We start from the raw sequence: 25,055 nt of genomic DNA on the forward strand, positions 1-25,055 counted from the left end.
CCTTGTTTTTAGCGGAACGGCGGCTCGTTGAAGGTACGCAGTTTGCGCGAATGCAGCTTGTCGCCTTCCGCACGCAGTAAATCAATCGCGCGGATACCGATTTGCAGATGCTCGGAAATCGCCCCCTCGTAGAAGCGGTTAGCCTGGCCCGGAAGTTTAATCTCACCGTGCAGCGGTTTATCGGAGACGCACAGCAGCGTGCCGTACGGAACGCGGAAACGATAGCCCTGAGCGGCAATGGTGGCGCTTTCCATGTCGATAGCCACCGCGCGGCTTAAGTTAAAGCGCAGGGAGGAGGCGGAGTAACGCAACTCCCAGTTACGGTCATCGGTCGTCACCACGGTGCCGGTGCGCAGGCGCTGTTTGACCTCTTCACCCGGCATTCCGCTCACCTGTTTGGTGGCGTCGTACAGGGCGCGCTGGACTTCGGCGATGCTGGGAATAGGGATATCAGGCGGCAGCACGGCGTCGAGAACATGGTCGTCGCGCAGATACGCGTGTGCCAGCACGTAGTCGCCAATCAGTTGGCTTTCACGCAGCCCACCGCAGTGGCCGATCATCAGCCACACGTCCGGGCGCAGCACCGCCAGATGGTCGCAAATGGTTTTAGCATTCGACGGGCCGACGCCGATGTTGATCAAGGTAATCCCCTGGCCGTCAGCGGTGATCAGGTGCCAGGCGGGCATCTGGTGCTTTTTCCACGCCAGATCGGAAATCGCCATTTCTGGCGCTTCGGTCTCGGCGGTGATCCAGATCCCACCCGCGCAGGAGAGCGCCACGTACGGGCTGTCCGGGTCGAGGATCTGGCTGCAGCCCCAACGTACAAACTCATCTACATAGCGGGTGTAGTTGGTGAACAGCACAAAGGGCTGGAAATGTTCAACCGGGGTCCCGGTGTAGTGACGCAGGCGTGCCAGGGAGAAATCGACGCGTCGGGCATCGAAGTGCGACAGCGGGGAAAACTCCGCAGGATGGTAAATCCCGTCAGCGGTCTCATCGCCAATCTGCGACAGCTCGGTGGTCGGGAAATGGCGCGTCAGCCCGGCGCTCATGGAACGGTCCAGCGTCAGCGCTGAGCCGTCGATGACGTACGGGTAAGGAATTTCATGCAGCGACGGCTCTACGGCGATATGGGCGCCGTAATCCTGATACAGCAGCGTCAGTTGCTCTTCCAGATAAGGGCGGAACAGGGAAGGGCGAGTAACGGTGGTGGAGTAGCATCCTGAATGGGTAAAGCGTGCGTAGGCGCGGGTTTTTGGCGTGGTGGTGGTGCCGCCGTCCCAGGTCACCGAAAGCGAGGGATAAACAAAAAGGCCATCAATTCTGGCCTTTTCATCAGGAAGCGTTCCGTTCTCAATATACTCGCTAATGGCGTTGCGCAGGGCGTTAACCGATTGATCGTACAACGCCTCCAGCTTTTCCAGAGCCTGAGCAGGTGTCAGGCTTAAGCCCTTATTATTCATGTCTGTCTCCTTGATCCACAGATGTGCGACGTCACTCGATAGTATGTCACCCACATGTGAAAAAAAAGTCAGGACATCATTCGTGAGACTCTTTCATCAGCAACGCTGTCATCGCGGAGATCAGGCAGCCCGCCAGCAGATAGACCGCCACGCTCTGCCAGTTTCCGCCGGAGAAGGTCACGAGGGCGGCGGCGATAAACGGCGTAAATCCGCCGCCCACCACGCTCGCCACCTGATAGCCGACGCCCGCACCGCTGTAGCGATAGCTTGCGCCAAACATCTCGGTGAACATCGGCTGCTGCACGCACACCACCATGTCATGGGCGACATTGGCCAGCATAATGGCGAAGAACACAATCCAGAACATTGACTGGGCTTCCAGCGCCATAAAGAAGGGCCAGGCGCTGAGGCTGCCAATTAGCGCCCCGGTGATGTACACGCGGCGACGACCAAAGCGATCCGCCAGCCAGGCAAAACAGGGGATCGTCAGACAGCTGATTCCGCCGACCAGCAGACCAATATTCAGAAAAAGCTCACGCGGCAGGCCGAGGTTTTGTGTCGAATAGTTGAGGGCAAAGGCGGTGACGATATACATCGTCAGCAGTTCGCACAGGCGCAGGGCGATAATTTTCATGAAGGCGCCGGGATGCTGCAGCAACGCTTCCATCACCGGCAGGCGTTTTTTCGCCACCGGCGGTTCGCTCTTCTGCTTTTCAAATTCGGCGGACTCTTCCATGCCGTTGCGGATCCACAGGGCGGCCAGCACCAGCACGATGCTGAACAGGAACGGAATGCGCCAGCCCCAGCTCAGGAACTGCTCGTCGGTGGTGAGCGAACTGATGAGTGACACCAGCCCTGTTGAGAGCAACAGGCCAACGCCATACCCCACCTGTACGCCGCTGCTGTAAAAGGCTTTCTTATGTTTCGGCGCGCTTTCGACGGACAACAGCGCCGCACCGCCCCATTCGCCGCCCACGGCAAAGCCCTGAATCGCGCGCAGGGTCACCAGCAACACCGGTGCCCACCAGCCGATGGTGTCGAAGGAGGGCAGAATGCCAATCAGTGCGGTGGCGATGCCCATCATCCAGACCGTGAGCATTAACATCCGTTTGCGGCCCAGCTTGTCACCGAAGTGGCCGAAAATCACACCGCCTAACGGACGGAACAGGAAGCCGACGCCAAAGGTGGCAAACGCGGCGAGCGTGCCCATCGCCGGGCTGACCTGGGGGAAAAATTCGCGGTTAAACACCAGAGCGGCAGTGATGCCGTAGAGCAGAAAGTCATACCAGTCGACGACGGCACCGGCGAAGCTTCCAAGAGCAGCGCGTCGGGCGCGGTTAAGCGATGGTGTCTCCTCGTTGGGGCGTTCGGAGATGAGGGTGGAGTCCATTTTTTGTCCTGTCAGTACCAAATTTCTAATTATTAGTATGCTAAAAGGTTGCTCACATCGTCCCCGTCAGAGAGACGGGAACAATGAGACTACCCCGACAGGCAGCAGGCGAAAACAATTTTATCCGTCCTGGGCGGTAAAATTTCCAAAACGCGGCGAAGGAGTTTCCAGAAAGGGGTTACAGTAATACTTATCGCAGAACGATTTTGCTGAGGGAATGATGATGCACCCGATTCGGATTGTCTTACTCATTATGCTGATGTGGTTTGTGGCTCCCCTGTATGCTGAACCGGGCGTTTACGGGGAACAGCGCATTACCGGCTGGTGGAACAATCTTACCAGCGATGTCTCCCAGACGTGGAACGCCCCGCAAAACTACGATCTCTATCTGCCCTTTTTGAGCTGGCACGCGCGCTTTATGTACGACAAAGAGAAAACCGATAAATACAATGAAATGCCGTGGGGCGGTGGGTTTGGCGTGTCCCGTTATAACGAAGAGGGGAACTGGAGTTCCCTCTACGCGATGATGTTTAAAGACTCTCATAACGAATGGCAGCCGATTATCGGCTACGGCTGGGAGAAGGGCTGGTATCTCGATAATGCGCGCGATTTTCGCCTCGGACTGGGCGTGACGGCGGGGATCACCGCCCGCCAGGATTTTGCCAACTATGTGCCGCTGCCGATTATTTTGCCGCTGTTCTCGGCCGGGTATAAACGGCTAAACGTGCAATTCACCTATATTCCCGGTACCTATAACAACGGCAACGTGCTCTTTGCCTGGTTGCGTTACGGGTTTTAGCTGCGAGGCGCAGCGCCACCTCGCATTAAAGGGTGATGATCTTTTTCACCACCGAGTTTGACAGGGCCAGCATTGAAATCAGCACCGAGGCGATGAACGTCAGCGCAATCAGCAGCAGTTTGGTGGTGAGCGACGTCACCGGGATCAGCGACGTGAGCAGATGAAACACGGAGTAGTGAAGAATATACACCCCGGTCATCGTTTTGCTGACGGCGGCTAAAATGGCCTCTTTGAATTCGATATTTTTCCGAAAACGCACGCCGTTAGCGGCAATCACCAGCGCCACAATCAGGATATAAATCTGGGAGCCGGTCAGAATGAACGCGTTTCGATCCGCCTTGAACAGGGCGAAAAAGAAGTGCTGCTCATAAAACCAGGTGAACAGATAAATCACCGGAATGGCCGCAATGGCCGTTTTCACGACGTTACCCTTGCTGATCCAGGCGGAAATAACCGGGTCGAAAAAGATCTGGCCGGTGAGATAGAACAGCAGCCAGGTCCAGAGCCGGTACTGCGGGGGCAGCGAGAGCAAATGTTTGTCCGGGTAGAGTGCCGACAGCAAATCATAGCTATAGGCAAAGATTAGCAGGGCGAAGGTCACGCCAATCAACAGGTTGCGCCGCTGGCTTAGCCACTCGATCAGCGGGTGGAAGGTGTAAATCACGATAAAGGTGAAAACAAACCACGGCTGGATTAAATACCCGCGCTGATACGGCTCCCACAAATAATAGACCGTCATCCAGAACAGAAAAACCATCACCACGGCTTTGATTTTATCGAGCTGCCAGCGCGAGCCGTGGCGCGACTGGGCATCCAGATATCCCGCAACCACAAAAAACAGCGGGGTGGCGATGGTCGAGATAAAGGTCAGAAAGCCAAGGATCCAGTGGTAATCGTAATCGTAGCGATCCCAGGTGTGGTACAGCGTGAAAAACGTCACCGCCGTCATGCATCCCAGCGTTTTAATGATGTTCAGCCCTGTGGGGTTCATTGGGGTCGTACCCTCTCCGTGGGGTGGAAACAGGCATAAATAACCGGAAGGACCAGCAGGGTCAAGATGGTTGCAAAGCCCAGGCCGAACATAATCACCACCGCCATGCTCTGGAAGAAGACATCGCGCAGCAGCGGAGCGAGGCCCAGCACCGTGGTGAAGGCGGTGAGCAGGATAGGGCGCAAACGTGACGTAGCGGCATCAACAATCGCCTGGTACTGCGCTTTGTGCTCTTTCTGCTGCTCGATCTCTTCCACCAGCACGATGCCGTTACGAATGAGCATCCCGCTCAGACTCAGCAGCCCAATGAGCGCCATAAAGCCAAAGGGAATTCCGGTGAGTAAAAAGCCCGGCGTCACGCCAATCAGCGCCAGCGGCACTGTCAGCCAGATCGCCACCGCGTTTTTCACCGAGCTAAACATCAGAATGGTGATGATAAACATCACCAGGAAGCCCAGCGGCAGCGTGGTGAAAATACCCTGCTGCGCCTCGCTGGAGTTTTCCGCGTCTCCGCCCCACTCGATGCTATAGCCGTGCGGCAGCGGCAGGGCGTCGATGTCAGGTTTTACCCGCGCCAGAATATCGCCGGAGGTCTCCTGACTGAGCGGGTCGGGATCGGTCTGCACCGTCAGCACCCGGCTGCGGTCCCGGCGCAGGATCAGCGGGTCTTCCCACTCAAGGGCAAAGCCGCTCACCACGTTGCTCAGGGGAATATATTGCTGACGGTTTTGACTCCAGACCAGCACGTTATTCAGATGGTTTGCGTCCTGGCGCTCGCTTTCCGGCGGGCGCACGACGACCGGCAGCAGATCGGAGCCTTCCCGATACAGCCCGACGCGGCTGCCGGAGAAATTCATCTCCAGTGCGCTGTCGATATCCTGTTTATCCACCCCCAGCTCGCGCCCGGATGCCGCAACGTACTGCGGGCGAATCACTTTGCTGCGGTTTTGCCAGTCATTGCGCACGCTGTCGGTGGCCGGATCGCGGGCGAGAATCGCATCCACCTGGCTTGCGATCAGGCGCAGCCGGTCCGGGTCCGGCCCTTTGATGCGCACTTCGATGGCGCTGTCGCCGGACGGGCCAAACATCACCCGTTTGGTACTGGCGTTAATTTCGGGATAGTGCCGGGCAATATCGTCGTCAACGTGGCGCGTGAGGGCGGCGATATTTCTCTGATCGTCCATGCGCACCATGATCTGCGCGTAATTGCTGTACTGGCGCTGGCCGCTGTAGGTCAGAATAAAACGCATGCTCCCCTGACCAATCGTTGAGACGGTGGTCACCACGCCGGGCTGGCCATTGATCGAATTTTCAATTTCGCTGGTGATCTTTTCGGTCTGCGCGATATCCGTGCCGTAGGGCAGCCACAGGTCGACAAAGAAAATGGGCGTATTCGACGACGGGAAGAAGTTTTGCCGAACCGCGCCAAACCCCCAGATAGCGGCCGCCAGTAGGACCACCATCAGCGCCAGAGTGATGGCTTTGCGCTGCAACAGGGCGTTGAGCATATGCTGATACAGGCGGTAAAACCGCTGATTATAGGGATCGGCATCTGCAGGGGCGTCAGCGGTTTTCTGCCCTTTAAACAGCCACCACTTGATCATCACCGGCGTGATGGTGAGCGCCGAGAACCAGCTCAGCAGCAGGGAGATCAGCAGCACCTGGAACAGGGATTTACAGTATTCGCCCGTGGAGTCCTGAGATAAGCCAATCGGCGCAAAGGCGAGAATGGCGATCACCGTCGCGCCCAGCAGCGGCAGGGCCGAGCGGCGAATGACGTAGTTAATCGCGGTCATCAGCGTGGAGCCGCGCTGGCGTGCAATCAGCACCCCTTCGACAATCACAATCGCATTATCGACCAGCATACTCAGGGCAATAATCAGCGCGCCCAGGGAAATTCGCTGTAGCTCAATACCCCAGAGGTACATGATCAGCAACGTGCCCAGCACGTTCAGGGCCAGCGACAGGGCGATAATGATGCCGCTGCGTAATCCCATAAAAATCAGCAGCACGCCGATCACAATCGCCAGCGCCATCAGAAAGTTAATGATAAAACCGTTCACCGAGTGGCCCACTTCGGCGGCCTGATCGTAAAACAGATCGATGTTGATGCCCGCCGGTTTTTCCGCTGACATCTGCTGCAGTTTGGCCTCCAGCGCGTGGCCCACGTCGATCACATTGACGCCCGGAATAAAGGAAACGCCCATGGTCACGGCCTGGCGGCCATTGGCATGGTAAATACTCGACGGCGAAACCGTCAGCCCGCGAGAAAGGGTGGCGATATCGCGCAGACGCGTCGTGGCCCCGACGCCGGGCGGGGTGATAATCATGTCGCCGAGTTCGTCGAGATTTTCAAATTCGCCCGTCGGATGCAGGCGAATGGATTCGCTGCCGGAGAGGATCTCCCCGGCGTTGGCAACGCTGTTTACCCGCCCCAGCAGGGTTGAAATCTGCCCGAGAGTGATCCCGCGCGCCGCCATTTTGGGGAGCGAAATGTCGACGTTAATTTGCTGCGGAACCGCACCGCCAATCGCCACTTTCCCGACGCCGGGGATGAGCACCAGCTCGCGGCGCAGCTGATCGGCATATTGGGCCAGCTCAGGGTTGGTAAAGTTGTCGCCGGAAAGGGCAAAGAAAAAACCAAACACATCGCCGAAGTCGTCATTCACGAACGGTGTCACCACGCCCGGTGGAAACTGGCGCGAGGCGTCGCCCACCCGGCGGCGCAGCTCATCCCAGATTTGCGGCAGTTCGTTGGAGTGGTAGCGCGAGGCGATATTCACGGTGATCTGCGACAGCCCGTTTGACGAGATCGAGCTGATGTTATCGAGGTAGGGCAGCTGCTGCAGGGCATTTTCTAGCGGAAGCGTGACCTCTTCTTCCACCTGCTGGGCCGAGGCGCCGGGATAGTGGGTAATGACAACCGCCGTTTTGATAGCAAACGTGGGATCTTCCAGGCGACCAATGTTCAGCAGCGCAAAAATACCGCCGACGCCCAGCAGCAGAACCGTCAGCCAGACGCGAATGGGGTTATCGATAAACTGGCGAGAGATATCCATTACAGACCCCGCTCGCGGGTCCAGATCCGCACCGGCTGTTGGGCGTGAAGTTCGCCGACGCCCGCAGCCACCACGCGCTCTCCGGCCTTCAGCCCCTCGGCAATGATAATCCCCTGAGCGGTAACTTGTCCGACCGTGACTTTGCGATCTTCCAGCTGCAACGTATCACCCTCGCCTTTGACCACCCACACGTGCGGCTCGTTGCGCGGGCTGTTATCCGGATTGAACACCGCCTCCACCGGCACAACCAGCGCATTGCGCCCCGCGCCCGCCGGAAGATTCGCCAGATTGACCGTCACGGTGCCGCTAACGCCGCCGACAGCCGGGAAATCATCCGGGCGCGGCATGGTTAAAATCACCTGCCAGGTGAGGGTATTACTGTCACTGCTGCCCGTATGCTCTTTATAGACCGCGCTGAATTCGCGCCCCGGCAGGGCGTTAATTTTCACCAGTGGGCGGTAATCAGCGTTACGGATATCCAGGGTTTTGAACAGGTTTTCGGGAATGCTAAACACCACGTCGAGCAGATCCGTTCGGGTCAGGGTCACGATCGGCTGTCCGGCAGCAACCACCTGATGATTACGTACCTGAACGCTTGCCGCGGTGCCTGCAAAAGGGGCGGTGAGCGTCATCTGGCTCAGCTCTTCTTGGGCGATTTTCAGGGCGGCATTGGCGGAATCACGGGTGGCGCGCTGCACGTCCATCTCGGCTTTGGAGATTGCCTGGCGTCCGGCCAGCGTCTGAAAACGGTCGAACTGACGCTGGGCAAGCGTGGCCGAGGTCTGGCGGTCTCTTACCCGCTGCTGGGCTTCGCGCGCATTGAGGCTCGCCAGCTGCTGGCCCTGTTTCACAGGGGTGCCCTGGCGGATATCGAGCGTTTCAATCTGTCCGCCGCGCTTAAAGGAGAGGTCGGTGGCATCGCCGGACTCAATTCTTGCCGGAAAGACGCGCTGTTGCGCCTGGCCGGCATCCATCACCGTGGCGACTTTCACCATTCTCGGCTGAGGCGGAACATCTGGCGCTTTTTGATCGCAGGCGGTGATACCAAGAATAAGGGCCGGTATAAGCGAAACGTAACGATTCACACTATTCCCCTAATAAATAAAAACGCCATTTATTACGAATACTTACCTTGAACGGTTTTATTCGGCGAAGGCGGATACCATTAGATACGTAAAGAGTCCTACGGCGGCGCTGGACGCAATGGCCAGCACAATAAACAATGCGAGGCGAATCAGGCTATATCCAAACATCATTCCTCCCAGGATCTCAACGCCGGTGAGCCAGGGCGGCTCATGCAGCGTCAGTCGCGGATGTTTAAGCAAAGCATAGCCTGTGAAGCGGGAAAAGGTTAAACAGCGCCTAAAATTGGCAGGCAGATGAAATTGCTACCTTTGAATGAGATATGCGAAAGAACTCAACGTTAATTTATTATTTTTCATGAGATTAGTCAGTCGTCAGAAAATACCGAGTGTCCTGTGCTACGTTTAATAGCATCCCGTTCATTTCTTTGTACCCGGTTGTGGTGCTTATTCCCCTGTGTGTCATGACCCGTAGCGTTATTCATTACATATTCTATTGGTAATTAAAGGATGCTCACTATGTACAGAAATATTCTGGTCCCGGTCGATGTCTATGAAATCGGGCTGGCCGATAAGGCGCTGGCTCACGCACAGTTTCTCGCCGAGGCGGCTTCCGCTGATATCCACTTACTGCATGTGATCCCAAAATTCTCGCCGGAACTGACGCGCGGGTTTATTTCCGACGCGCGAAAGATGGATGACTATATGATTAATAACGCAAAAGAAAAACTCACTGCTCTGGCGCAGAAAACCACTTTCGCAGCCGATCGGCTCCATTTTCACGTGCGCAGCGGCAACGTGCGCGATGAGGTCACCAAACTCGCCGACGAGCTGATGGCAGAGGTGATCATTATCGGTTCGCGCAACCCGAATATTCAGACCCATTTGCTCGGCTCGGATGCGGCCAATATTGTTCGCTATGCCCACGTTCCGGTATTTGTCGTGCGCTGAGAGCGAAAGTGACAGTGTGCGTTTTTCGTTGCAGGACTTGAGGACGGAAGAATGAATACAGAAAAACCGGTCCAGCCCTTTTACCGGCTCTCCGTAGAAGAAACCCTGGCACAAACAAACAGTACCCCAGACGGCATCAGCGGTGCGGACGCGACGGCGCGCCTGTCGCAGTACGGTGAAAATGCCCTGCCGCAGAAACCCGGCAAACCCGCCTGGCTGCGCTTTTTAGCGCACTTTAAAGATGTCCTGATCTATGTCCTGCTGGCGGCGGCGCTGCTGACCGCCGTAATGGGGCATTGGGTTGATACGCTGGTGATTCTGGGCGTGGCGGTAATCAACGCCCTCATCGGTCACATTCAGGAAAGTAATGCGGAAAAATCCCTGCAGAGCATTCGCAATATGCTCTCCAGCGAAGCGGTGGTAGTTCGTCACGGCAATCATGAAACGGTCCCGACCACTGCACTGGTGCCGGGGGATATCGTGGTGATCCGCGCGGGCGATCGAATTCCTGCCGATTTAAGGCTGCTTGAAGCGCACAACCTGCGGGTGGAGGAGGCGATTCTGACGGGGGAGTCTACCGTCGTGGAAAAAAGCACCGAGAGGCTGGAAGGGGAGCTGCCGCTGGGGGATCGCACCAATCTGCTGTTCTCCGGGACCACGGTCAGCGCCGGTGGCGGTAAAGGCATTGTGGTGGCGACGGGCGGCGACACGGAGCTGGGCCATATCAACCAGATGATGGCGGATATTGAACAGCACCGCACGCCGCTGCTGGTGCAGATGGATAAGCTCGGCAAAGCCATTTTCATTATTATCCTGGTGATGATGGCGGCGCTGTTCGTCTTCAGCCTGCTGTTCCGCGATATGCCGGTTTCCGAGCTTATGCTATCGCTCATCAGCCTGGCGGTGGCGTCGCTCCCGGAAGGTCTGCCTGCGATTATCTCGATTATTCTCTCCCTGGGCGTGCAGACCATGGCGCGGCAGAAAGCGATTATCCGCAAGCTGCCGACGGTCGAAACCCTGGGGGCGATGACGGTAATCTGCTCGGATAAAACCGGCACCCTGACCATGAATGAGATGACGGTGAAAGCGGTGATCACGGCGGAGAAAATCTATCGTGTCGAAGGTGATAGCTATGAGCCGGTGGGGAATATTCACCCGATTGACGACCCGACACCGGTGGCGGTGACTCACGGCTCGCTGCTCGAGCGCTATCTGCGCACGATCGATCTCTGCAATGACAGCCAGCTGATGAAAGACGAACAGGGGCTGTGGAAAATTACCGGTGGCCCGACGGAAGGGGCGCTGAAGGTGCTGGCCGCTAAAGTGCCGCTGCCGCCTTTGCAGACGGAGCTGCGCAGCAAAATCCCGTTTGATTCCCAGTATAAATACATGTCGACCCTTCATCGCATCGGCGATGAAGAGGTGATCCTGATTACCGGTGCGCCGGACGTGCTGTTCAGGCTGTGCCAGCATCAGCAGACGGAAAGCGGGCTGCAACCGCTGAATCAACCTTACTGGGAAGCGCAGATTGAAGAGTATGCGCGGGAAGGTTTACGTATGGTGGCGGCAGCCTGGAAGCCGGCAGGCGTTGATCAAACGACGCTGGACCATCCGGATTTGCAGCAGGGCGTGATTCTGCTCGGTATTGCCGGAATGATGGACCCGCCGCGCCCGGAAGCCATTACCGCTATTGGCGAATGCCTGCAGGCGGGCATTCGCGTGAAAATGATCACCGGCGACCACCCGCAAACGGCAATGAGCATCGGCAAAATGCTGGGAATTGGCAATGCCGGGAACGCGATTACCGGACGTGAGCTGGAGGTAATGGATGATCATCAGCTGAGCGAAGCGGCGCAGAGCTATGATATTTTTGCCCGTACCAGTCCGGAAGATAAATTCCGCCTGGTGCAGGCGCTGCAAAGTAAGAAAGAGGTGGTCGGGATGACCGGCGATGGGGTTAACGATGCGCCTGCACTGAAACAGGCTGACGTCGGTATCGCCATGGGTATCAAAGGGACGGAGGTGACCAAAGAGGCGGCGGATATGGTGCTCACGGATGATAACTTCGCCACCATCGCCAGCGCGGTTCGCGAAGGCCGTCGGGTTTACGATAATCTGAAAAAAACCATTCTCTTTATTATGCCCACCAACCTGGCGCAGGGCTTACTGATTATCATCGCTCTGCTTGCCGGGAATTTAATTCCGCTGACGCCGGTACTGATCCTGTGGATGAACATGGCGACATCCGCCACGCTGTCGTTTGGCCTGGCGTTTGAGGCGGGCGAGCGGAATATCATGAAACGCCCACCGCGTAACCCGAATCTGCATGTCATGGACGGGTTTGCTATCTGGCGCGTGGTGTTTGTCGGCTCGATGATTGCCGTGAGCGCCTTTGTGCTGGAAGCCTGGCTACAACCGCGCGGCTATTCACCGGAATTTATTCGCACCGTCCTGTTGCAGACCCTGGTGACCGCCCAGTGGTTCTACATGCTGAACTGCCGTGTCTCCGACGGCTTCTCCCTGAGTAAAGGCCTGCTGGCCAATCGCGGGATCTGGATCGTGAGCGGGGTGCTGCTGGTACTTCAACTGCTGATTATCTACGCGCCGTTTATGCAGATGCTGTTTGGCACCGAGTCACTTCCGTTCCGCTATTGGGTTATTACCTTTATTATCGGCTTCGCGATGTTCCTGATTGTTGAAATCGAAAAACCGTTGACCCGCCGGTGGCGGGTGGATGCGACAGGTTAGCCCTGAGGCCGGGTAAGGTGCAGCTGCCGCCCGGTAATTTCCCTGAACGCAGAAAAGCAAAAAGCCTGCTTTAAAAGCAGGCTTTTCAAATTTGGCTCCTCTGACTGGACTCGAACCAGTGACATACGGATTAACAGTCCGCCGTTCTACCGACTGAACTACAGAGGAATCGTGTGAACGGGGCGCATATTATCGACCCCAATAACGCTTGTCAAAGGGGAGATCGATCCCTTGTGATCGTTTGCTGACAAAATCAGCAAAGTGCTTTCTTTCCCAACAAAATGCACACTTCTGGTGCAGGCTTACCCCTTATGGGGCAGATCGTAAACCGCTGTTTCAGTAATAAAACGGAGCAGGGTGATTAGATTTCCTTATTTTCAGCCGCTTAGCGTACTCATCCGTCCTCTTTTAAAAACTGGCATCCATATTGCAAAAACTCTTTCAACAATGAGCGCCAGTACCGGCACTGTATTTTAACAGGGGGCAAAATGAACTTAAGACGACTGAAATACTTCGTAAAAATCGTCGATATCGGTAGCCTGACCCAGGCCGCGGAAGTGTTGCATATCGCGCAGCCTGCGCTGAGCCAGCAGGTGGCCACTCTGGAAGGTGAACTGGACCAGCAGCTGTTGATCCGCACCAAGCGTGGCGTCACGCCAACGGAAGCCGGTAAGATTCTCTACACCCATGCGCGCACAATCCTGCGCCAGTGCGAACAAGCGCAGCTGGCCGTATGTAACGTCGGACACACCCTGAGCGGACAGGTGTCGATTGGCCTTGCGCCAGGCACCGCCGCGTCTTCCATCACCATGCCGCTGCTGCAGGCCGTTCGCGCCGAGCTGCCGGAGGTGCTGGTCTATCTGCATGAAAACAGCGGGTCGGTTCTTAACGATAAGCTGCTCAACGGTCAGCTCGACATGGCTGTCTTGTACGATCGCTCACCGATTGCGGGGATCACCAGCCAGCCGTTGCTGAAAGAAGATCTCTACCTCGTAGGGACGCGCGATTGTCCGGGCCAGAGCATTGATTTAACCGCTGTGGCAGAGATGAATCTGTTCCTGCCGCGCGATTACAGCGCCGTGCGTCTGCGCGTCGACGAAGCTTTCTCTCTGCGTCGCCTGACGGCAAAAATCATCGGTGAGATCGACTCTATCTCGACGCTGACCGCCGCGATTGCCAGCGGAATGGGCGTCACGGTGCTGCCGGAATCCGCTGCGCGTTCTCTTTGCAGCGCCGCGAACGGCTGGATGGCGCGGATCACCACGCCATCCATGAGCCTGCCGCTGTCTCTGAATATGTCTGCCCGCGGCTCTCTGTCGCCGCAGGCGCAGGCGGTGAAAGAGATCCTGATGTCGCTGGTCAGCCGTCCATCGCTGGAGAATCGTGAACTGCAGCTCGTGAGCTGATATTCCATAAAGGAATAAGATGCTGGTTTTTATTATTTGTTCTGCAGGTCTGCTGACTCTAACAATAGGGCTATGTCAGATGCGCCGGAGTGAATCGTGAATTTCCAGCAACTTAAAATTATCCGTGAGGCGGCCAGGCGGGACTACAACCTGACCGAAGTCGCCAACATGCTTTACACCTCTCAGTCAGGCGTCAGCCGCCACATCCGCGAGCTGGAAGAAGAGCTGGGCATTGAGATTTTCATCCGCCGCGGCAAACGCCTGCTGGGGATGACGGAGCCAGGTAAAGCGTTACTGACCATCGCTGAGCGCATTCTCAACGAAGCCAGCAACGTTCGACGCCTGGCGGATCTCTTCACTAACGACGCGTCCGGGGTGCTGACAATCGCCACCACCCATACGCAGGCGCGCTACAGTTTACCGCCGGTGATCAAGGCATTTCGTGAGCTGTTTCCGGACGTCCGGCTGGAGCTGATTCAGGGGACGCCGCAGGAGATCGAAGTACTGCTGCAAAACGGCGGGGCGGATATCGGTATCGCCAGTGAACGCCTGAGTAACGATCCACTGCTGGTGGCGTTCCCCTGGTTCCGCTGGCACCACAGCCTGCTATTGCCCGTCGACCATCCACTTCATCAGGTTTCGCCCCTCACGCTCGAAGACATTGTCAAATGGCCGCTGATTACCTATCGGCAGGGCATTACCGGCCGTTCGCGAATCGACGAAGCCTTTAATCGCAAAGGGCTGACGCCGGATATCGTGCTGAGCGCACAGGATTCGGATGTGATCAAAACCTATGTAGAGCTGGGGCTTGGCATCGGTCTTGTGGCTGAACAGTCCGGCGGCGAGCGCGAGCTGGGGGATTTGGTGCGCCTGGATACCCGCCATCTGTTTGATGCCAACACCGTCTGGCTGGGGCTTAAACGCGGACAGCTGCAACGCAACTATGTCTGGCGCTTTATCGAGCTGTGCAATGCCGGTCTGTCGGTGGATGAAATTAAGCGCCAGGTAATGGAAACGGAAGAAGTGGCGATTGATTATCAGATTTGAGGGTGGAATGCGGAAAAGCAAAAAGCCTGCTGTAAAAGCAGGCTTTTCAAATTTGGCTCCTCTGACTGGACTCGAACCAGTGACATACGGATTAACAGTCCGCCGTTCTACCGACTGAACTACAGAGGAATCGTGTGAACGAGGCGCATGTTAATGGCCTCGCTATTTTGTGTCAACACTAAATTCAACTTGCTGATTCAAATGATTAATTAAGAGCCAACCTGCTGTTTTAGTGTACTTGGGAGGATGAATGTCCACCAGGTCCCGCATTTTCACGTAGACGTTGCAGGGGATCTTGCTGGTAAAAATGGCAAAAACGCTGCCACAGCGCCGGGAAGCGGGGTGCGAACAGTTCGGGTGCGCTGAAGAAATATTCCGACAACACCGCAAAACACTCTGCCGGATCGGTCGCTGCGTAGGCATCAATGCTGGCTGCGCTTTCACCCACCAGATCGATCTCATCCTGGATATTATTCATTGCCGCGTGCAGATCGTGTTCCCAGCTCGCAACTTCCCGCAGAGGGATAAATGGCACGCCGCTGGCGCGATCGCCGTTGCGGGTATCCAGCTTATGGGCGACTTCGTGAATAATCAGATTAAAACCGGAGGCGTCAAAGGAGTCCTGAATATCCAGCCAGTTGAGGATAATCGGGCCTTGCTGCCAGCTTTGTCCGGACTGCACGACGCGCTGATTATGCACCAGCCCAATGTCATCTTCCCATTCGTCGTCCACCACGAATGGCGCCGGGTAGATCAGCACTTCATGGAAGCCGTCAAGCCACTCAAAGCCCAACTCCAGCACAGGCAAACAGAAGAGCAGGGCGATACGCGCGCTTTTGAGGGCGTCCAGCTCAAAACCCTGAAGCGGGACGAGGCGTTTTTGCTGTAAAAAACGATCGGCTAACTGAACCAGTCGGGTTTGCTCATCGGGGTCGAGACTGGCGAGTACCGGAATAGCCAGCGCCTCTTCCCACGGAAAAGTCGTGTTCGGTGCGGTTTCGTTCGATTTCCAGGGCCACTTAATCATCGCTTCGCTCGCAAACTCATCACTTGAACAAAAATGCAGGATAAGGATCTGTTAAAATGCCAAATTACCTGGCATCATGGCAACCACTATAACGGAGAGATGCCGGAGCGGCTGAACGGACTAGTCTCGAAAACTAGAGTAGGGGCAACTCTACCGGGGGTTCAAATCCCCCTCTCTCCGCCACTTCACTGCTTTATCGTCATCATTTCTCATCGGACTCCTTCCAGCGCCCTCATTCTGAATGAGGTCAGCATCAAGATGCACCTGAAGTTCGCAGGAGTCTAGCCTTAGTGCTTTTTCAAGTCATTGATGTTTTATGCAACTTGAGAGAGATATCTCGCTCTTAACGCTTTTCCCCCTTTCAAACTGACCGTTTATCATACTGATGCCGACATAGCGTCCCGACATTGCGGTTGTTGCTTTTCGCGCCAGTATGCAGATAAAGCGGTTTTGCCTCATGTACCCAAAAGCTGTCACCTGCCTGCATTTGTTGATTAAAAATCGTTGCCTCTGGATACAGATCGCGTAACCGACCGCTGCTAAGACCAAACCACTTTCGCGATAGGGTTCTGAACTCCTGCGTGCTCAGAAGCTTGCCGCCCAAACGCGCGCAGTGCTCGCGCGCGCGGGCAAAATTTTTATCCAGTTCGCCATCACCCGTAAGCCAGGTATCGACGAAAAAGTCGTGGCGCTGCGTATTGCCGGTCTTGAGGTTTTTCAGCGTCAGCGTCATGGCTCTCTCCTCTGCACGCGGTTGCCTGACCATCCTAAGCTGGATCCGTCCTTCCACGGGCTGCGGCTTTATCACTATCCAGTCATGGTTAACGCTAAATTTCAGATCGTTGAGATTAAGAGACTCACTGTTGCTGCTCATCGTGACATAGGCACCTGTAAACCCGGTGTTTAGCATCTCTGCCGTTCGAAATCCTGGCATGCTGGGGGAGTGAAAACTGATCTTACTGAGATAATCCGCTTTGTCGGGAGGCACAGGATCAGCCGATACGGTCAGCGGCAGCAGCAGGGGAAGAGTTGCGACGGTCCGCAGTAAAATAGTCATTATCGGCATCCCAACGGTATTAAGTGTGGGCCAGCAAACGGCCAGTTAAGATTTCCTGGTCAAGCTTAAGCGCTTCTTTATTCTGAATATTGCCTGCGGATTTCAGAGCAATAAAGATCAGCAGCGAGCAGGCGATAAAGGCTGCTAAATAATAGCCGCTCATCAGGAGATATCCGGCCAGGGATATATAAATAAGGCCTGTTACGGCACTTGTCAGTGCAACTTTAAGTGCCACTTTTTCGCTCCGCCTGAATGAGACGCCCATGAGTGTGGCGAAAAAGATCATACTTAGAATGACACCGACGGCGGGAATACTGCAGACAGCCGCAGCGACGATAAAAAGAAAGGTCTGGTATTTGCGTAGCAGCGGCTTATGGGCAAAAAAGTCCGTTTCATACAGGGTTTGCGTCGAGACGTTGAACAGTCGCACTAGCCGCTGTTTACGTAATAACAGACGCACAACATGACCTGTTTTCAGATGCAGCAGCACATCAGCCGGGATGTCGAAGACTTCTTTCGTATCGCCGCATTTAAGGACAACAGAATTCCACTGAATCTTTTCAATCTCGCCGATCAGGAGTTTTTTTTCCATTTATCCTTTTCATCGTGTCTGAATAACTGCCTGAATTTCCTGCGCCAGATTGTAGGCAATAGAGCCTGTAGAAATGTAAATAACTCTGCGGGATTCATAAGGTATTGTGGATATTATTCAGCCCTACGTAATAGGCATAGCATAAATAAGGTCTTTAATGCAGGCATAAGACCGGAACCCAGCATGGCCTGTAAGGGGAGCGCAAGGTAAAAACAGGTAAATGAGTCGTTGCAGAAATTAATGATAAGTTAAAATTATTTTTTCTGCTCAGGGGGCAATATGCACATACTGGATGCTTTACTGGCCTTTTCGGCCTATTTTTTTATCGGCGTGGCCATGGTGATTGTTTTTCTTTTTGTTTACACCAAAGTGACGCCGCACGATGAATGGCAACTGATTAAAGATAACAATGCGGCGGCTGCGCTGGCTTTCAGCGGTACGCTGTTAGGTTTTGTCATTCCGCTTTCCAGCGCGGCAGTGAATTCCGTGGGGGTCCTGGACTACTGTATCTGGGGTGGAGTGGCTTTTGTCGTCCAGCTTCTGATTTATGCCGGCGTGCGGCTCTACATGCCAACACTGGGTGACAAGATTTCCAGTAACAACATCGCTGCGGGGGTGTTCATGGGCATTTTTGCGTTGGCAGGGGGTATCCTCAACGCGGCGTGTATGACCTGGTAGTGACGACACATTGCGGAAATAAAAAAGCCAGGCCTTACGCCTGGCTTATTACTTTACAGAATCAATCAACGCTGCGCGCAACCCGCGCACTGCTTGTTCTGGATCTGCTGGAAGAAGTCATTCCCTTTGTCATCCACCAGGATAAACGCCGGGAAGTTTTCTACTTCGATTTTCCAGATAGCTTCCATACCCAGTTCAGGCCAGGCGACACACTCCAGACTCTTAATGCTGTTTTGCGCCAGCACCGCTGCCGGGCCGCCGATGCTGCCCAGGTAGAAACCGCCGTGCTTGTGGCAGGCATCCGTGACCTGCTGGCTGCGGTTACCTTTCGCCAGCATGACCATACTTGCACCGTGCGATTGCAGTAAATCCACATACGAGTCCATACGACCGGCCGTGGTTGGGCCTAATGAGCCAGAAGCATATCCTTCCGGAGTCTTCGCCGGGCCGGCGTAATAGATCGGATGATCTTTGACGTACTGCGGCAGTTCTTCACCATTATCCAGCAGCTCTTTCAGCTTGGCATGGGCGATATCACGGGCCACGATAATGGTGCCGTTCAGGGACAGACGGGTCGAAACCGGATGGGCTGAGAGCTGTGCCAGGATCTCGTGCATTGGCTGGTTCAGGTTAATGCTCACCACCTCGCCTTCACCCTGCTGACGCAGGGATTCCGGAATATACTGGCCAGGATTGTGTTCCAGTTTCTCAATCCAGATCCCGTCGCGGTTGATTTTCGCTTTGATGTTACGGTCAGCTGAGCACGACACGCCCATGCCGACAGGACAGGAGGCGCCGTGGCGTGGCAAGCGGATCACGCGAATATCGTGGGCGAAGTATTTCCCGCCGAACTGAGCGCCCAGGCCCAGATTTTGCGCTTCCAGCAGCAGTTCCTGCTCAAGCTGAACATCGCGGAACGCCTGGCCGTGTTCGTTACCTTCTGTCGGCAGGCCGTCGTAGTAGCGGGTTGATGCCAGTTTCACGGTTTTCAGGGTGCTTTCAGCAGAGGTTCCGCCAATCACAAAGGCGATATGGTAAGGCGGGCAGGCCGCCGTACCCAGGGAACGCATCTTCTCGACCAGGTAATTTTTCAGTTTAGCCGGGGTGATGAGCGCTTTGGTTTCCTGATACAGATAGGTTTTGTTGGCGGAACCGCCGCCTTTCGCCATGCACAGGAACTTGTACTCATCGCCATCGACGCTATAGAGGTCGATCTGCGCGGGCAGGTTGGTGCCGGTATTCACCTCTTTATACATATCCAGCGCCGCGTTCTGGGAGTAGCGCAGGTTATCTTCGATGTAAGTGTTGTACACACCCTGGCTCAGCGCGGCTTCGTCGCCACCGCCGGTCCAGACACGCTGGCCTTTTTTACCCATAATGATCGCTGTACCCGTATCCTGGCAGGTCGGCAGGACGCCTTTGGCCGCGATTTCAGAGTTGCGCAGGAACTGTAGGGCGACATATTTATCGTTTTCGCTGGCTTCCGGGTCGTTGAGGATCGCCGCAACCTGTTTCTGGTGCGACGGGCGCAGCATAAAGGCCGCATCGTGGAACGCCTGCTGAGCGAGCAGGGTCAGGGCCTCTGGCTCGACATGGAGAATCTCCTGGCCGTTAAATTCCGCCACGGAGACGTGCTCTTTGGTCAGCAGATAATATTCGGTGTCGTCATGTGCGAGAGGGAAGGGGTTCTGATAGTAAAAAGTTTTGTTCGACATTGCGTATCACTCCATAAATTAAACCGCCGGAGGGTGCCCTCCGGCGGTTATGAATCAGAACATCATGGACATCCACGGATAACCAATCAGCAGCAGGGCCGCCAGGAAGATGGCGCCAAAGATGGTGCCGAGGCGCCAGTAGTCTTTGGTTGGCAGGTAGCCGCTCCCGTAGTAAATCGGGCTTGGGCCGGTGCCGTATGGGGTGATGATCCCCATGATACCCAGAGAGGTCACCATCAGCAGGACGAACACTTCCATGTTAATACCCGGAATGGTGGCGGCGATGGTCAGCATCGCAGGCAGCAGCGCTGTGGTGTGCGCGGTGGTGCTGGCAAACAGGTAGTGCAGCAGGTAGAACGCCAGCAGCAGGACCACCGTTGCGACACCCGGCGAGATACCACTCATCAGCAGGCCGCCTTCTTTACCCAGCCAGGCGATGAAACCGGTGGAAGAGAGGCCGTCTGCAAGGGCCACCAAAGTGGCGAACCAGACAAAGGTGTTCCACGCGGCTTTGTTGCCGGTGATATCGTTCCACTCCAGCACGCCGGTCCACAGCATCAGGCCAACAATCAGCAGGGCGGCCAGCGCAGGTTCAATCCACGCGGCGGCGAAAATCCACATCATCAGCGCACAGCAGACAAAGACCAGCAGCAGAATTTCATTGCGCGACAGTTTGCCCAGTTTCTCCAGCTCACGACACGCCCACAGCGGCACTTCGTCGTTGATTTTCACTTCTGGCGGATAGAACCAGTAGGCCAGCAGCGGCATCACCAGAATCAGCAGCACACCCACCGGCAGGAAGGCAATGAACCAGGTGCCCCAGGAGATGTTGATCCCGACGATGCTTTTCACCAGTGCCAGAGCGAGCAGGTTTGGCGCGAGTGCAGAGAGGAACATGGAGCTGGTGATACAGGCGGCGGTGATGGCCACCCACATCAGGTAGGAGCCAATTTTACGCGCACTTGGGTCGTTCGGTTTTGAACCATACAGCGGCGGCAGGTTAGCGATGATCGGGTAGATAGTCCCGCCGCTACGCGCCGTGTTAGACGGTGTGAACGGGGCCAGCAGCAGGTCCGCGAAGGTGATTGCATAACCCAGCGTCAGGCTGCGGCGGCCAAGATATTTCACCAGAATCAGCGCCAGACGGCGGCCAAAACGGGTTTTGTCGTAGCCCGCGGCAAACATAAAGGCACCGAAAATCAGCCAGACGGTGGAGTTACCGAAGCCGCTCACCGCCCATTTAAAGGAGGCACCTGCCAGCTTAAATTTCGGGTCAGCCAGCTGTTCCGGGCTGAACAGCACCCACTGGCTGCACAGGGCGATGGCGACGACCCCGGTCAGGCCAATCACGGCACCCGGCAGCGGTTCGAAGATCAGACCAACGATCACGCCAACGAAGATAGCGAAGTAGTGCCAGGCATAAGGCGGTAACCCTTCAGGAACCGGCACAAACAGGAGGAGCACTGCGACAATAATGGGCAGTGCCATCATCAGCAGACGTTTGTTGCTTCCGTCTTTTGGCTTGCTCGCCACTGGGGCGTTACAGCTGTTTTATCATTCATAGGTTTGCTTCTTAAGTTGTCAAAAATTCGGTTTAGCAGAAATAACACCGCGACTTTTTTAATTACTTTGCTTTCTTTAGTTATTTAAGGTGCTTTCAGGTTATTTCTTGAATAGCTATTTAACGCACTTTTGGAGGCGTTAAATTAAAAATTGATGATGTTTATATAGTGCGCCTTTAGAGGCCAGTAGAATTGATCGCGATCAATAAAATAGAATTGCAGTGTTATTTTTATCCATATTTTAATAACCCCATTGAGTTATGTGGATATTATCCGTTTGATAGGTTTTATTTGACGGGATTGATATTTCACGCAAACGATTTTAAATTAAAAAATACATATAAATCATATGTTTATTTGATTTTTCTTCTCGCGAGCAAAGTAATGAAAACGTTAACGGAATTGATATTATTGTGAACGCGGTATCCTAATATCAATAACACCAATGTAGTAATAATGTTATTGCAGGGATTAAATAGTTTATTAACTAACGTAATAACTTTAGTAACTAAAAATAGCGTTATATTAATACCATGACATCGGCAAAAAAATTAACCAGAACATAATCCGATAAAGAATTCTCAGATTTCAATTTTAAAAGTTTGGAGTTTCTATTATGAGCACTAACGAACGAATTCTTAGTCCTTTCACCTTACCGAATGGTACCGAACTCAAAAACCGTCTGTTGATGGCGCCGATGACCACCTGCACCGGTTATTACGACGGCACGGTGACCAGCGAGCTGGTGGAATACTACCGCGCGCGCTCCGGCAGCATCGGCACCATCATTGTTGAGTGCTGTTTTGTTGATGATCTGGGGCTGGCTTTCCCCGGCGCCATCGGTATCGACAACGACGAGAAAATCGCCGGGCTGGCAAAAATTGCCGAAGCGATCAAATCCAAAGGCTCTAAAGCGCTGCTGCAGATCTACCACGGCGGCCGCATGGTGGACCCGAAACTGATTGGTGGCCGTACCCCTGTCGGCCCAAGCGCGGTGGCCGCACCGCGTGAAGGTGCCGCGACCCCGGTGGCATTAACCGGCGGAGAAGTCGAAGGCATGATCGGGAAATTTGGCGAAGCGGTTCGTCGTGCAATTCAGGCGGGCTTCGACGGCGTCGAAATTCACGGTGCAAACACCTATCTGATCCAGCAGTTTTACTCCCCGAATTCCAACCAGCGCGACGACGAGTGGGGCGGCAGCCGTGACAACCGCGCCAGATTCCCGCTGGCGGTCCTGGACATCACCCATAAAATGGTCCGTCAGTACGCCGACGACGCCTTCATTATCGGCTATCGCTTCTCGCCGGAAGAGATGGAAGTTCCGGGCATCCGTTTTGACGACACGTTGTACCTGCTGGAAAAACTGGCCGCCCGTGGCCTGGATTACCTGCACTTCTCCGTGGGTGCAACGCTGCGTCCGTCGATCGTAGATACGCAAGATCCAACCCCTTTGATCGAGAAATACCACGCCATGCGTTCCGAAACGCTCGCGCAAATTCCGGTGATGGGTGTGGGTGGCGTTGTGAACGCCGCAGACGTTAACGAGGCGCTGGACCACGGTTACGATCTGATTGCTGTGGGTCGCGCGACCATCGCCTATCCGGACTGGACCGACCGCATCCGTGACGGCGAAACCCTGGAGCTGTTTATGGACAGCACCCAGCGCGAAGCGCTGCACATCCCTGAGCCGCTGTGGCGCTTCTCGCTGGTGGAGGCGATGATTCGCGACATGAGCATGGGCGAATCTAAATTCAAAGCGGGTGTGTTTGTCGAAACGGTGCAGGATGACACCAACGAACTGGTGATTAACGTCAGTCTCGAAACCGACCGTATTGCCGACATCGAACTGGCGTCTGGCCCAACGCAGGACGTTGAGTTCATCTCCAGCTTCGAAGAGATCCGCAGCCGCATTCTCGACGCGAACACTCCGCACGTGGACGCCATCACCGGCGCGACCAGCCAGAGTGAAGCCGTGAAAAAGGCGGTATCTAAAGCGATGGTCAAATCGAGTAAAGTGCTGGCGGCAGAAGAGGGCGTCGACCCGAACGCTGCCAAAGCATTTGACGTGGTGGTTGTCGGCAGCGGCGGGGCCGGTCTGGCGGCGGCGATTCAGGCTCACGACGAAGGGGCAAGCGTCCTGATTGTCGAGAAAATGCCGACCATCGGCGGGAACACCATTAAAGCTTCTGCCGGGATGAACGCCGCAGAAACCCGCTTCCAGCGCGTAAAAGGCATCCAGGACAGCAAAGAATTGTTCTACCAGGAATCCCTGAAAGGCGGCCATAACAAGAACAACCCGGAACTGCTGCGTCGCTTTGTCGAAAACGCACCAGAGGCGATCGAATGGCTGGCAACGCGCGGGATCATGCTGAATGACATCACCACCACGGGTGGGATGAGCATCGACCGTACCCACCGTCCAAAAGATGGTTCTGCGGTGGGTGGCTACCTGATTAGCGGCCTGGTGCGTAACGTCAACAAACGCCACATCGAGGTGATGCTCGATACCTCCGTGAGCGACATTATCGTGGAAAATGGCGAAGTGACCGGCGTACGTCTGACCACCGAAGAGAATGAAACCCTGACCGTGGCCACCCGCAGCATTGTGATGGCGACCGGCGGTTTCAGCGCCAACAGCAGCATGGTCGTGAAATATCGTCCGGATCTGGACGGTTTCGTCACCACCAACCATAAAGGGGCTACCGGTGGCGGTATCGCGCTGCTGGAACGTATTGGCGCAGGCACCGTCGATATGGGCGAAATTCAGATTCACCCGACCGTTGAGCAAAACACCTCGTACCTGATTTCCGAATCTATCCGTGGTGGCGGCGCTATCCTGGTGAGCCAGAAGGGCAGCCGTTTCTTCAACGAAATGGAGACTCGCGATAAAGTCTCGGCGCAGATTATTGCGCTGCCAGAGAAATACGCTTACATCGTCTTTGATGAGCACGTCCGCGCGAAAAACAAAGCGGCGGATGAGTACATCGCCAAAGGCCTGGTGACCAGCGCCAGCTCGCCAAAAGCGCTGGCCGAAACCCTCGGGATGGATTACCACACCTTCCTCGACACCCTGGAGCGCTACAACGGCTTTGTGGAGAAACAGCACGACGATGATTTTGGTCGCACCACTGCGCTGCGCGCCCCGATCAACGAAGGCCCGTTCCATGCCATTCGTATCGCACCGGGCGTGCACCACACCATGGGCGGCGTGACCATCAACACCGAAACTTGCGTGCTGAACGGCGAACACCAGGTTATTCCGGGTGCCTTCGCGGCGGGTGAAGTGGTCGGCGGTATCCACGGCGGCAACCGTATCGGCGGTAACGCAGTGGCAGATATCATTATTTTTGGTACCCTTGCCGGACACCACGCCGCGATGCGCGCAAAACAGTAGTCTCAATGCCCGGTGGCGCTTGCGCTTGCCGGGCACGGTTTTGTCGGCCGGATACGCGCAGCGCCATCCGGCACTCTAACCGAGGAGCGATACC

At 55.4% G+C, this 25,055-nt stretch carries 18 protein-coding genes and 3 tRNA genes; 8 read left to right on the forward strand and 13 right to left on the reverse strand.

Translation table 11 applies throughout. The features are described 5' to 3' along the window. Positions 1-8: 8 nt before the first annotated feature. Together DAI21_RS13015 and shiA are read right to left on the reverse strand one after the other, a co-directional pair. Positions 9-1,463: an AMP nucleosidase gene (locus DAI21_RS13015; RefSeq protein ID WP_107703302.1), complete on the reverse strand. Its 1,455-nt coding sequence runs from the start codon at positions 1,461-1,463 to the stop codon at positions 9-11. Between the two features lie 76 nt (positions 1,464-1,539). Then, a complete protein-coding gene (gene shiA, locus DAI21_RS13020) occupies positions 1,540-2,853 on the reverse strand; it encodes a shikimate transporter (RefSeq protein WP_107703303.1) in 1,314 nt (437 codons plus the stop codon). A gap of 223 nt (positions 2,854-3,076) precedes the next feature. Between shiA and pagP the strand changes: the two genes are divergently transcribed. After that, on the forward strand, positions 3,077-3,652 hold the full coding sequence (pagP, locus tag DAI21_RS13025; RefSeq protein ID WP_370447047.1) for a lipid IV(A) palmitoyltransferase PagP: 576 nt from the start codon (positions 3,077-3,079) through the stop codon (positions 3,650-3,652). Between the two features lie 25 nt (positions 3,653-3,677). Here pagP and DAI21_RS13030 read toward each other — a convergent pair whose 3' ends face one another. Genes DAI21_RS13030 through DAI21_RS13045 form a run of 4 tightly spaced genes read right to left on the reverse strand, consistent with a single transcriptional unit; the run spans position 3,678 to position 9,027 of the window. Continuing rightward, positions 3,678-4,601, reverse strand: coding sequence for an acyltransferase (locus DAI21_RS13030; RefSeq protein ID WP_198520750.1), 924 nt, complete (start codon positions 4,599-4,601; stop codon positions 3,678-3,680). 38 nt (positions 4,602-4,639) lie between these two features. Beyond that, a complete protein-coding gene (locus tag DAI21_RS13035) occupies positions 4,640-7,702 on the reverse strand; it encodes an efflux RND transporter permease subunit (RefSeq protein ID WP_107703304.1) in 3,063 nt (1,020 codons plus the stop codon). Further along, positions 7,702-8,787 (reverse strand): efflux RND transporter periplasmic adaptor subunit, encoded by a 1,086-nt coding sequence (locus DAI21_RS13040; protein WP_199908224.1) that lies wholly within the window; start codon positions 8,785-8,787, stop codon positions 7,702-7,704. The genes DAI21_RS13035 and DAI21_RS13040 overlap by 1 nt, the downstream gene beginning before the upstream one ends. Before the next feature lie 57 nt (positions 8,788-8,844). Continuing rightward, a complete protein-coding gene (locus DAI21_RS13045; RefSeq protein ID WP_107703305.1) occupies positions 8,845-9,027 on the reverse strand; it encodes a hypothetical protein in 183 nt (60 codons plus the stop codon). A gap of 276 nt (positions 9,028-9,303) precedes the next feature. Between DAI21_RS13045 and DAI21_RS13050 the strand changes: the two genes are divergently transcribed. Both DAI21_RS13050 and DAI21_RS13055 read left to right on the forward strand, forming a co-directional pair. Then, on the forward strand, positions 9,304-9,735 hold the full coding sequence (locus DAI21_RS13050) for a universal stress protein (protein ID WP_100779664.1): 432 nt from the start codon (positions 9,304-9,306) through the stop codon (positions 9,733-9,735). A 51-nt stretch (positions 9,736-9,786) separates the two neighbouring features. Next, complete coding sequence (locus DAI21_RS13055; protein ID WP_107703306.1) at positions 9,787-12,483, forward strand: cation-transporting P-type ATPase; 2,697 nt, start codon at positions 9,787-9,789, stop codon at positions 12,481-12,483. A gap of 92 nt (positions 12,484-12,575) precedes the next feature. Here the strand turns inward: DAI21_RS13055 and DAI21_RS13060 are convergent. After that, a tRNA-Asn gene (locus tag DAI21_RS13060) sits at positions 12,576-12,651 on the reverse strand. A 320-nt stretch (positions 12,652-12,971) separates the two neighbouring features. On the opposite strand from DAI21_RS13060, the gene nac reads away from it, so the two are divergent. Next, a complete protein-coding gene (gene nac / locus DAI21_RS13065; protein ID WP_095282537.1) occupies positions 12,972-13,889 on the forward strand; it encodes a nitrogen assimilation transcriptional regulator NAC in 918 nt (305 codons plus the stop codon). A gap of 96 nt (positions 13,890-13,985) precedes the next feature. Continuing rightward, on the forward strand, positions 13,986-14,936 hold the full coding sequence (gene cbl, locus DAI21_RS13070; protein ID WP_100779667.1) for an HTH-type transcriptional regulator Cbl: 951 nt from the start codon (positions 13,986-13,988) through the stop codon (positions 14,934-14,936). Positions 14,937-14,989: 53 nt separating this feature from the next. On the opposite strand, the gene DAI21_RS13075 is transcribed toward cbl, so the two are convergent. Both DAI21_RS13075 and mtfA read right to left on the reverse strand, forming a co-directional pair. Next, positions 14,990-15,065: transfer RNA gene (locus DAI21_RS13075), tRNA-Asn, on the reverse strand. Between the two features lie 100 nt (positions 15,066-15,165). Continuing rightward, positions 15,166-15,963, reverse strand: coding sequence for a DgsA anti-repressor MtfA (gene mtfA / locus DAI21_RS13080; protein ID WP_107703307.1), 798 nt, complete (start codon positions 15,961-15,963; stop codon positions 15,166-15,168). Between the two features lie 93 nt (positions 15,964-16,056). Here mtfA and DAI21_RS13085 point away from each other — a divergent pair. After that, positions 16,057-16,146 (forward strand) — tRNA-Ser (locus DAI21_RS13085). A gap of 178 nt (positions 16,147-16,324) precedes the next feature. On the opposite strand, the gene DAI21_RS22965 is transcribed toward DAI21_RS13085, so the two are convergent. Beyond that, the gene (locus tag DAI21_RS22965) at positions 16,325-17,020 is read right to left on the reverse strand and encodes a hypothetical protein (RefSeq protein WP_159075417.1); all 696 of its coding nucleotides are present in this window, start codon (positions 17,018-17,020) and stop codon (positions 16,325-16,327) included. A 19-nt stretch (positions 17,021-17,039) separates the two neighbouring features. Further along, positions 17,040-17,612, reverse strand: coding sequence for a hypothetical protein (locus DAI21_RS13095; protein ID WP_107703309.1), 573 nt, complete (start codon positions 17,610-17,612; stop codon positions 17,040-17,042). 279 nt (positions 17,613-17,891) lie between these two features. On the opposite strand from DAI21_RS13095, the gene DAI21_RS13100 reads away from it, so the two are divergent. After that, positions 17,892-18,290, forward strand: a complete 399-nt coding sequence (locus DAI21_RS13100; protein WP_107703310.1) for a DUF350 domain-containing protein — start codon at positions 17,892-17,894, stop codon at positions 18,288-18,290. Positions 18,291-18,355: 65 nt separating this feature from the next. Here the strand turns inward: DAI21_RS13100 and fumA are convergent, their stop codons facing one another. Together fumA and DAI21_RS13110 are read right to left on the reverse strand one after the other, a co-directional pair. Beyond that, positions 18,356-20,005: a class I fumarate hydratase FumA gene (gene fumA / locus DAI21_RS13105; RefSeq protein ID WP_107703311.1), complete on the reverse strand. Its 1,650-nt coding sequence runs from the start codon at positions 20,003-20,005 to the stop codon at positions 18,356-18,358. 54 nt (positions 20,006-20,059) lie between these two features. After that, positions 20,060-21,538 (reverse strand): anion permease, encoded by a 1,479-nt coding sequence (locus tag DAI21_RS13110; protein ID WP_304598447.1) that lies wholly within the window; start codon positions 21,536-21,538, stop codon positions 20,060-20,062. 645 nt (positions 21,539-22,183) lie between these two features. Here DAI21_RS13110 and DAI21_RS13115 point away from each other — a divergent pair. Next, positions 22,184-24,961 carry a flavocytochrome c gene (locus DAI21_RS13115; RefSeq protein ID WP_107703312.1) on the forward strand — a complete coding sequence of 926 codons (2,778 nt, stop codon included), beginning with the start codon at positions 22,184-22,186 and terminating at the stop codon, positions 24,959-24,961. The last annotated feature ends 94 nt before the right edge of the window (positions 24,962-25,055 follow it).

Source organism: Lelliottia sp. WB101 (genome assembly GCF_003051885.1).
GTDB lineage: Bacteria > Pseudomonadota > Gammaproteobacteria > Enterobacterales > Enterobacteriaceae > Enterobacter > Enterobacter nimipressuralis.

Coding starts and splice junctions, on each gene's coding strand:
- DAI21_RS13015 (WP_107703302.1), bottom strand. CDS start 1,463: ATGAATAATAAGGGCTTAAGCCTGACACCTGCTCAGGCTCTGGAAAAG.
- shiA (WP_107703303.1), bottom strand. CDS start 2,853: ATGGACTCCACCCTCATCTCCGAACGCCCCAACGAGGAGACACCATCG.
- pagP (WP_370447047.1), top strand. CDS start 3,077: ATGCACCCGATTCGGATTGTCTTACTCATTATGCTGATGTGGTTTGTG.
- DAI21_RS13030 (WP_198520750.1), bottom strand. CDS start 4,601: ATGACGGCGGTGACGTTTTTCACGCTGTACCACACCTGGGATCGCTAC.
- DAI21_RS13035 (WP_107703304.1), bottom strand. CDS start 7,702: ATGGATATCTCTCGCCAGTTTATCGATAACCCCATTCGCGTCTGGCTG.
- DAI21_RS13050 (WP_100779664.1), top strand. CDS start 9,304: ATGTACAGAAATATTCTGGTCCCGGTCGATGTCTATGAAATCGGGCTG.
- DAI21_RS13055 (WP_107703306.1), top strand. CDS start 9,787: ATGAATACAGAAAAACCGGTCCAGCCCTTTTACCGGCTCTCCGTAGAA.
- nac (WP_095282537.1), top strand. CDS start 12,972: ATGAACTTAAGACGACTGAAATACTTCGTAAAAATCGTCGATATCGGT.
- mtfA (WP_107703307.1), bottom strand. CDS start 15,963: ATGATTAAGTGGCCCTGGAAATCGAACGAAACCGCACCGAACACGACT.
- DAI21_RS22965 (WP_159075417.1), bottom strand. CDS start 17,020: ATGACTATTTTACTGCGGACCGTCGCAACTCTTCCCCTGCTGCTGCCG.
- DAI21_RS13095 (WP_107703309.1), bottom strand. CDS start 17,612: ATGGAAAAAAAACTCCTGATCGGCGAGATTGAAAAGATTCAGTGGAAT.
- DAI21_RS13100 (WP_107703310.1), top strand. CDS start 17,892: ATGCACATACTGGATGCTTTACTGGCCTTTTCGGCCTATTTTTTTATC.
- fumA (WP_107703311.1), bottom strand. CDS start 20,005: ATGTCGAACAAAACTTTTTACTATCAGAACCCCTTCCCTCTCGCACAT.
- DAI21_RS13115 (WP_107703312.1), top strand. CDS start 22,184: ATGAGCACTAACGAACGAATTCTTAGTCCTTTCACCTTACCGAATGGT.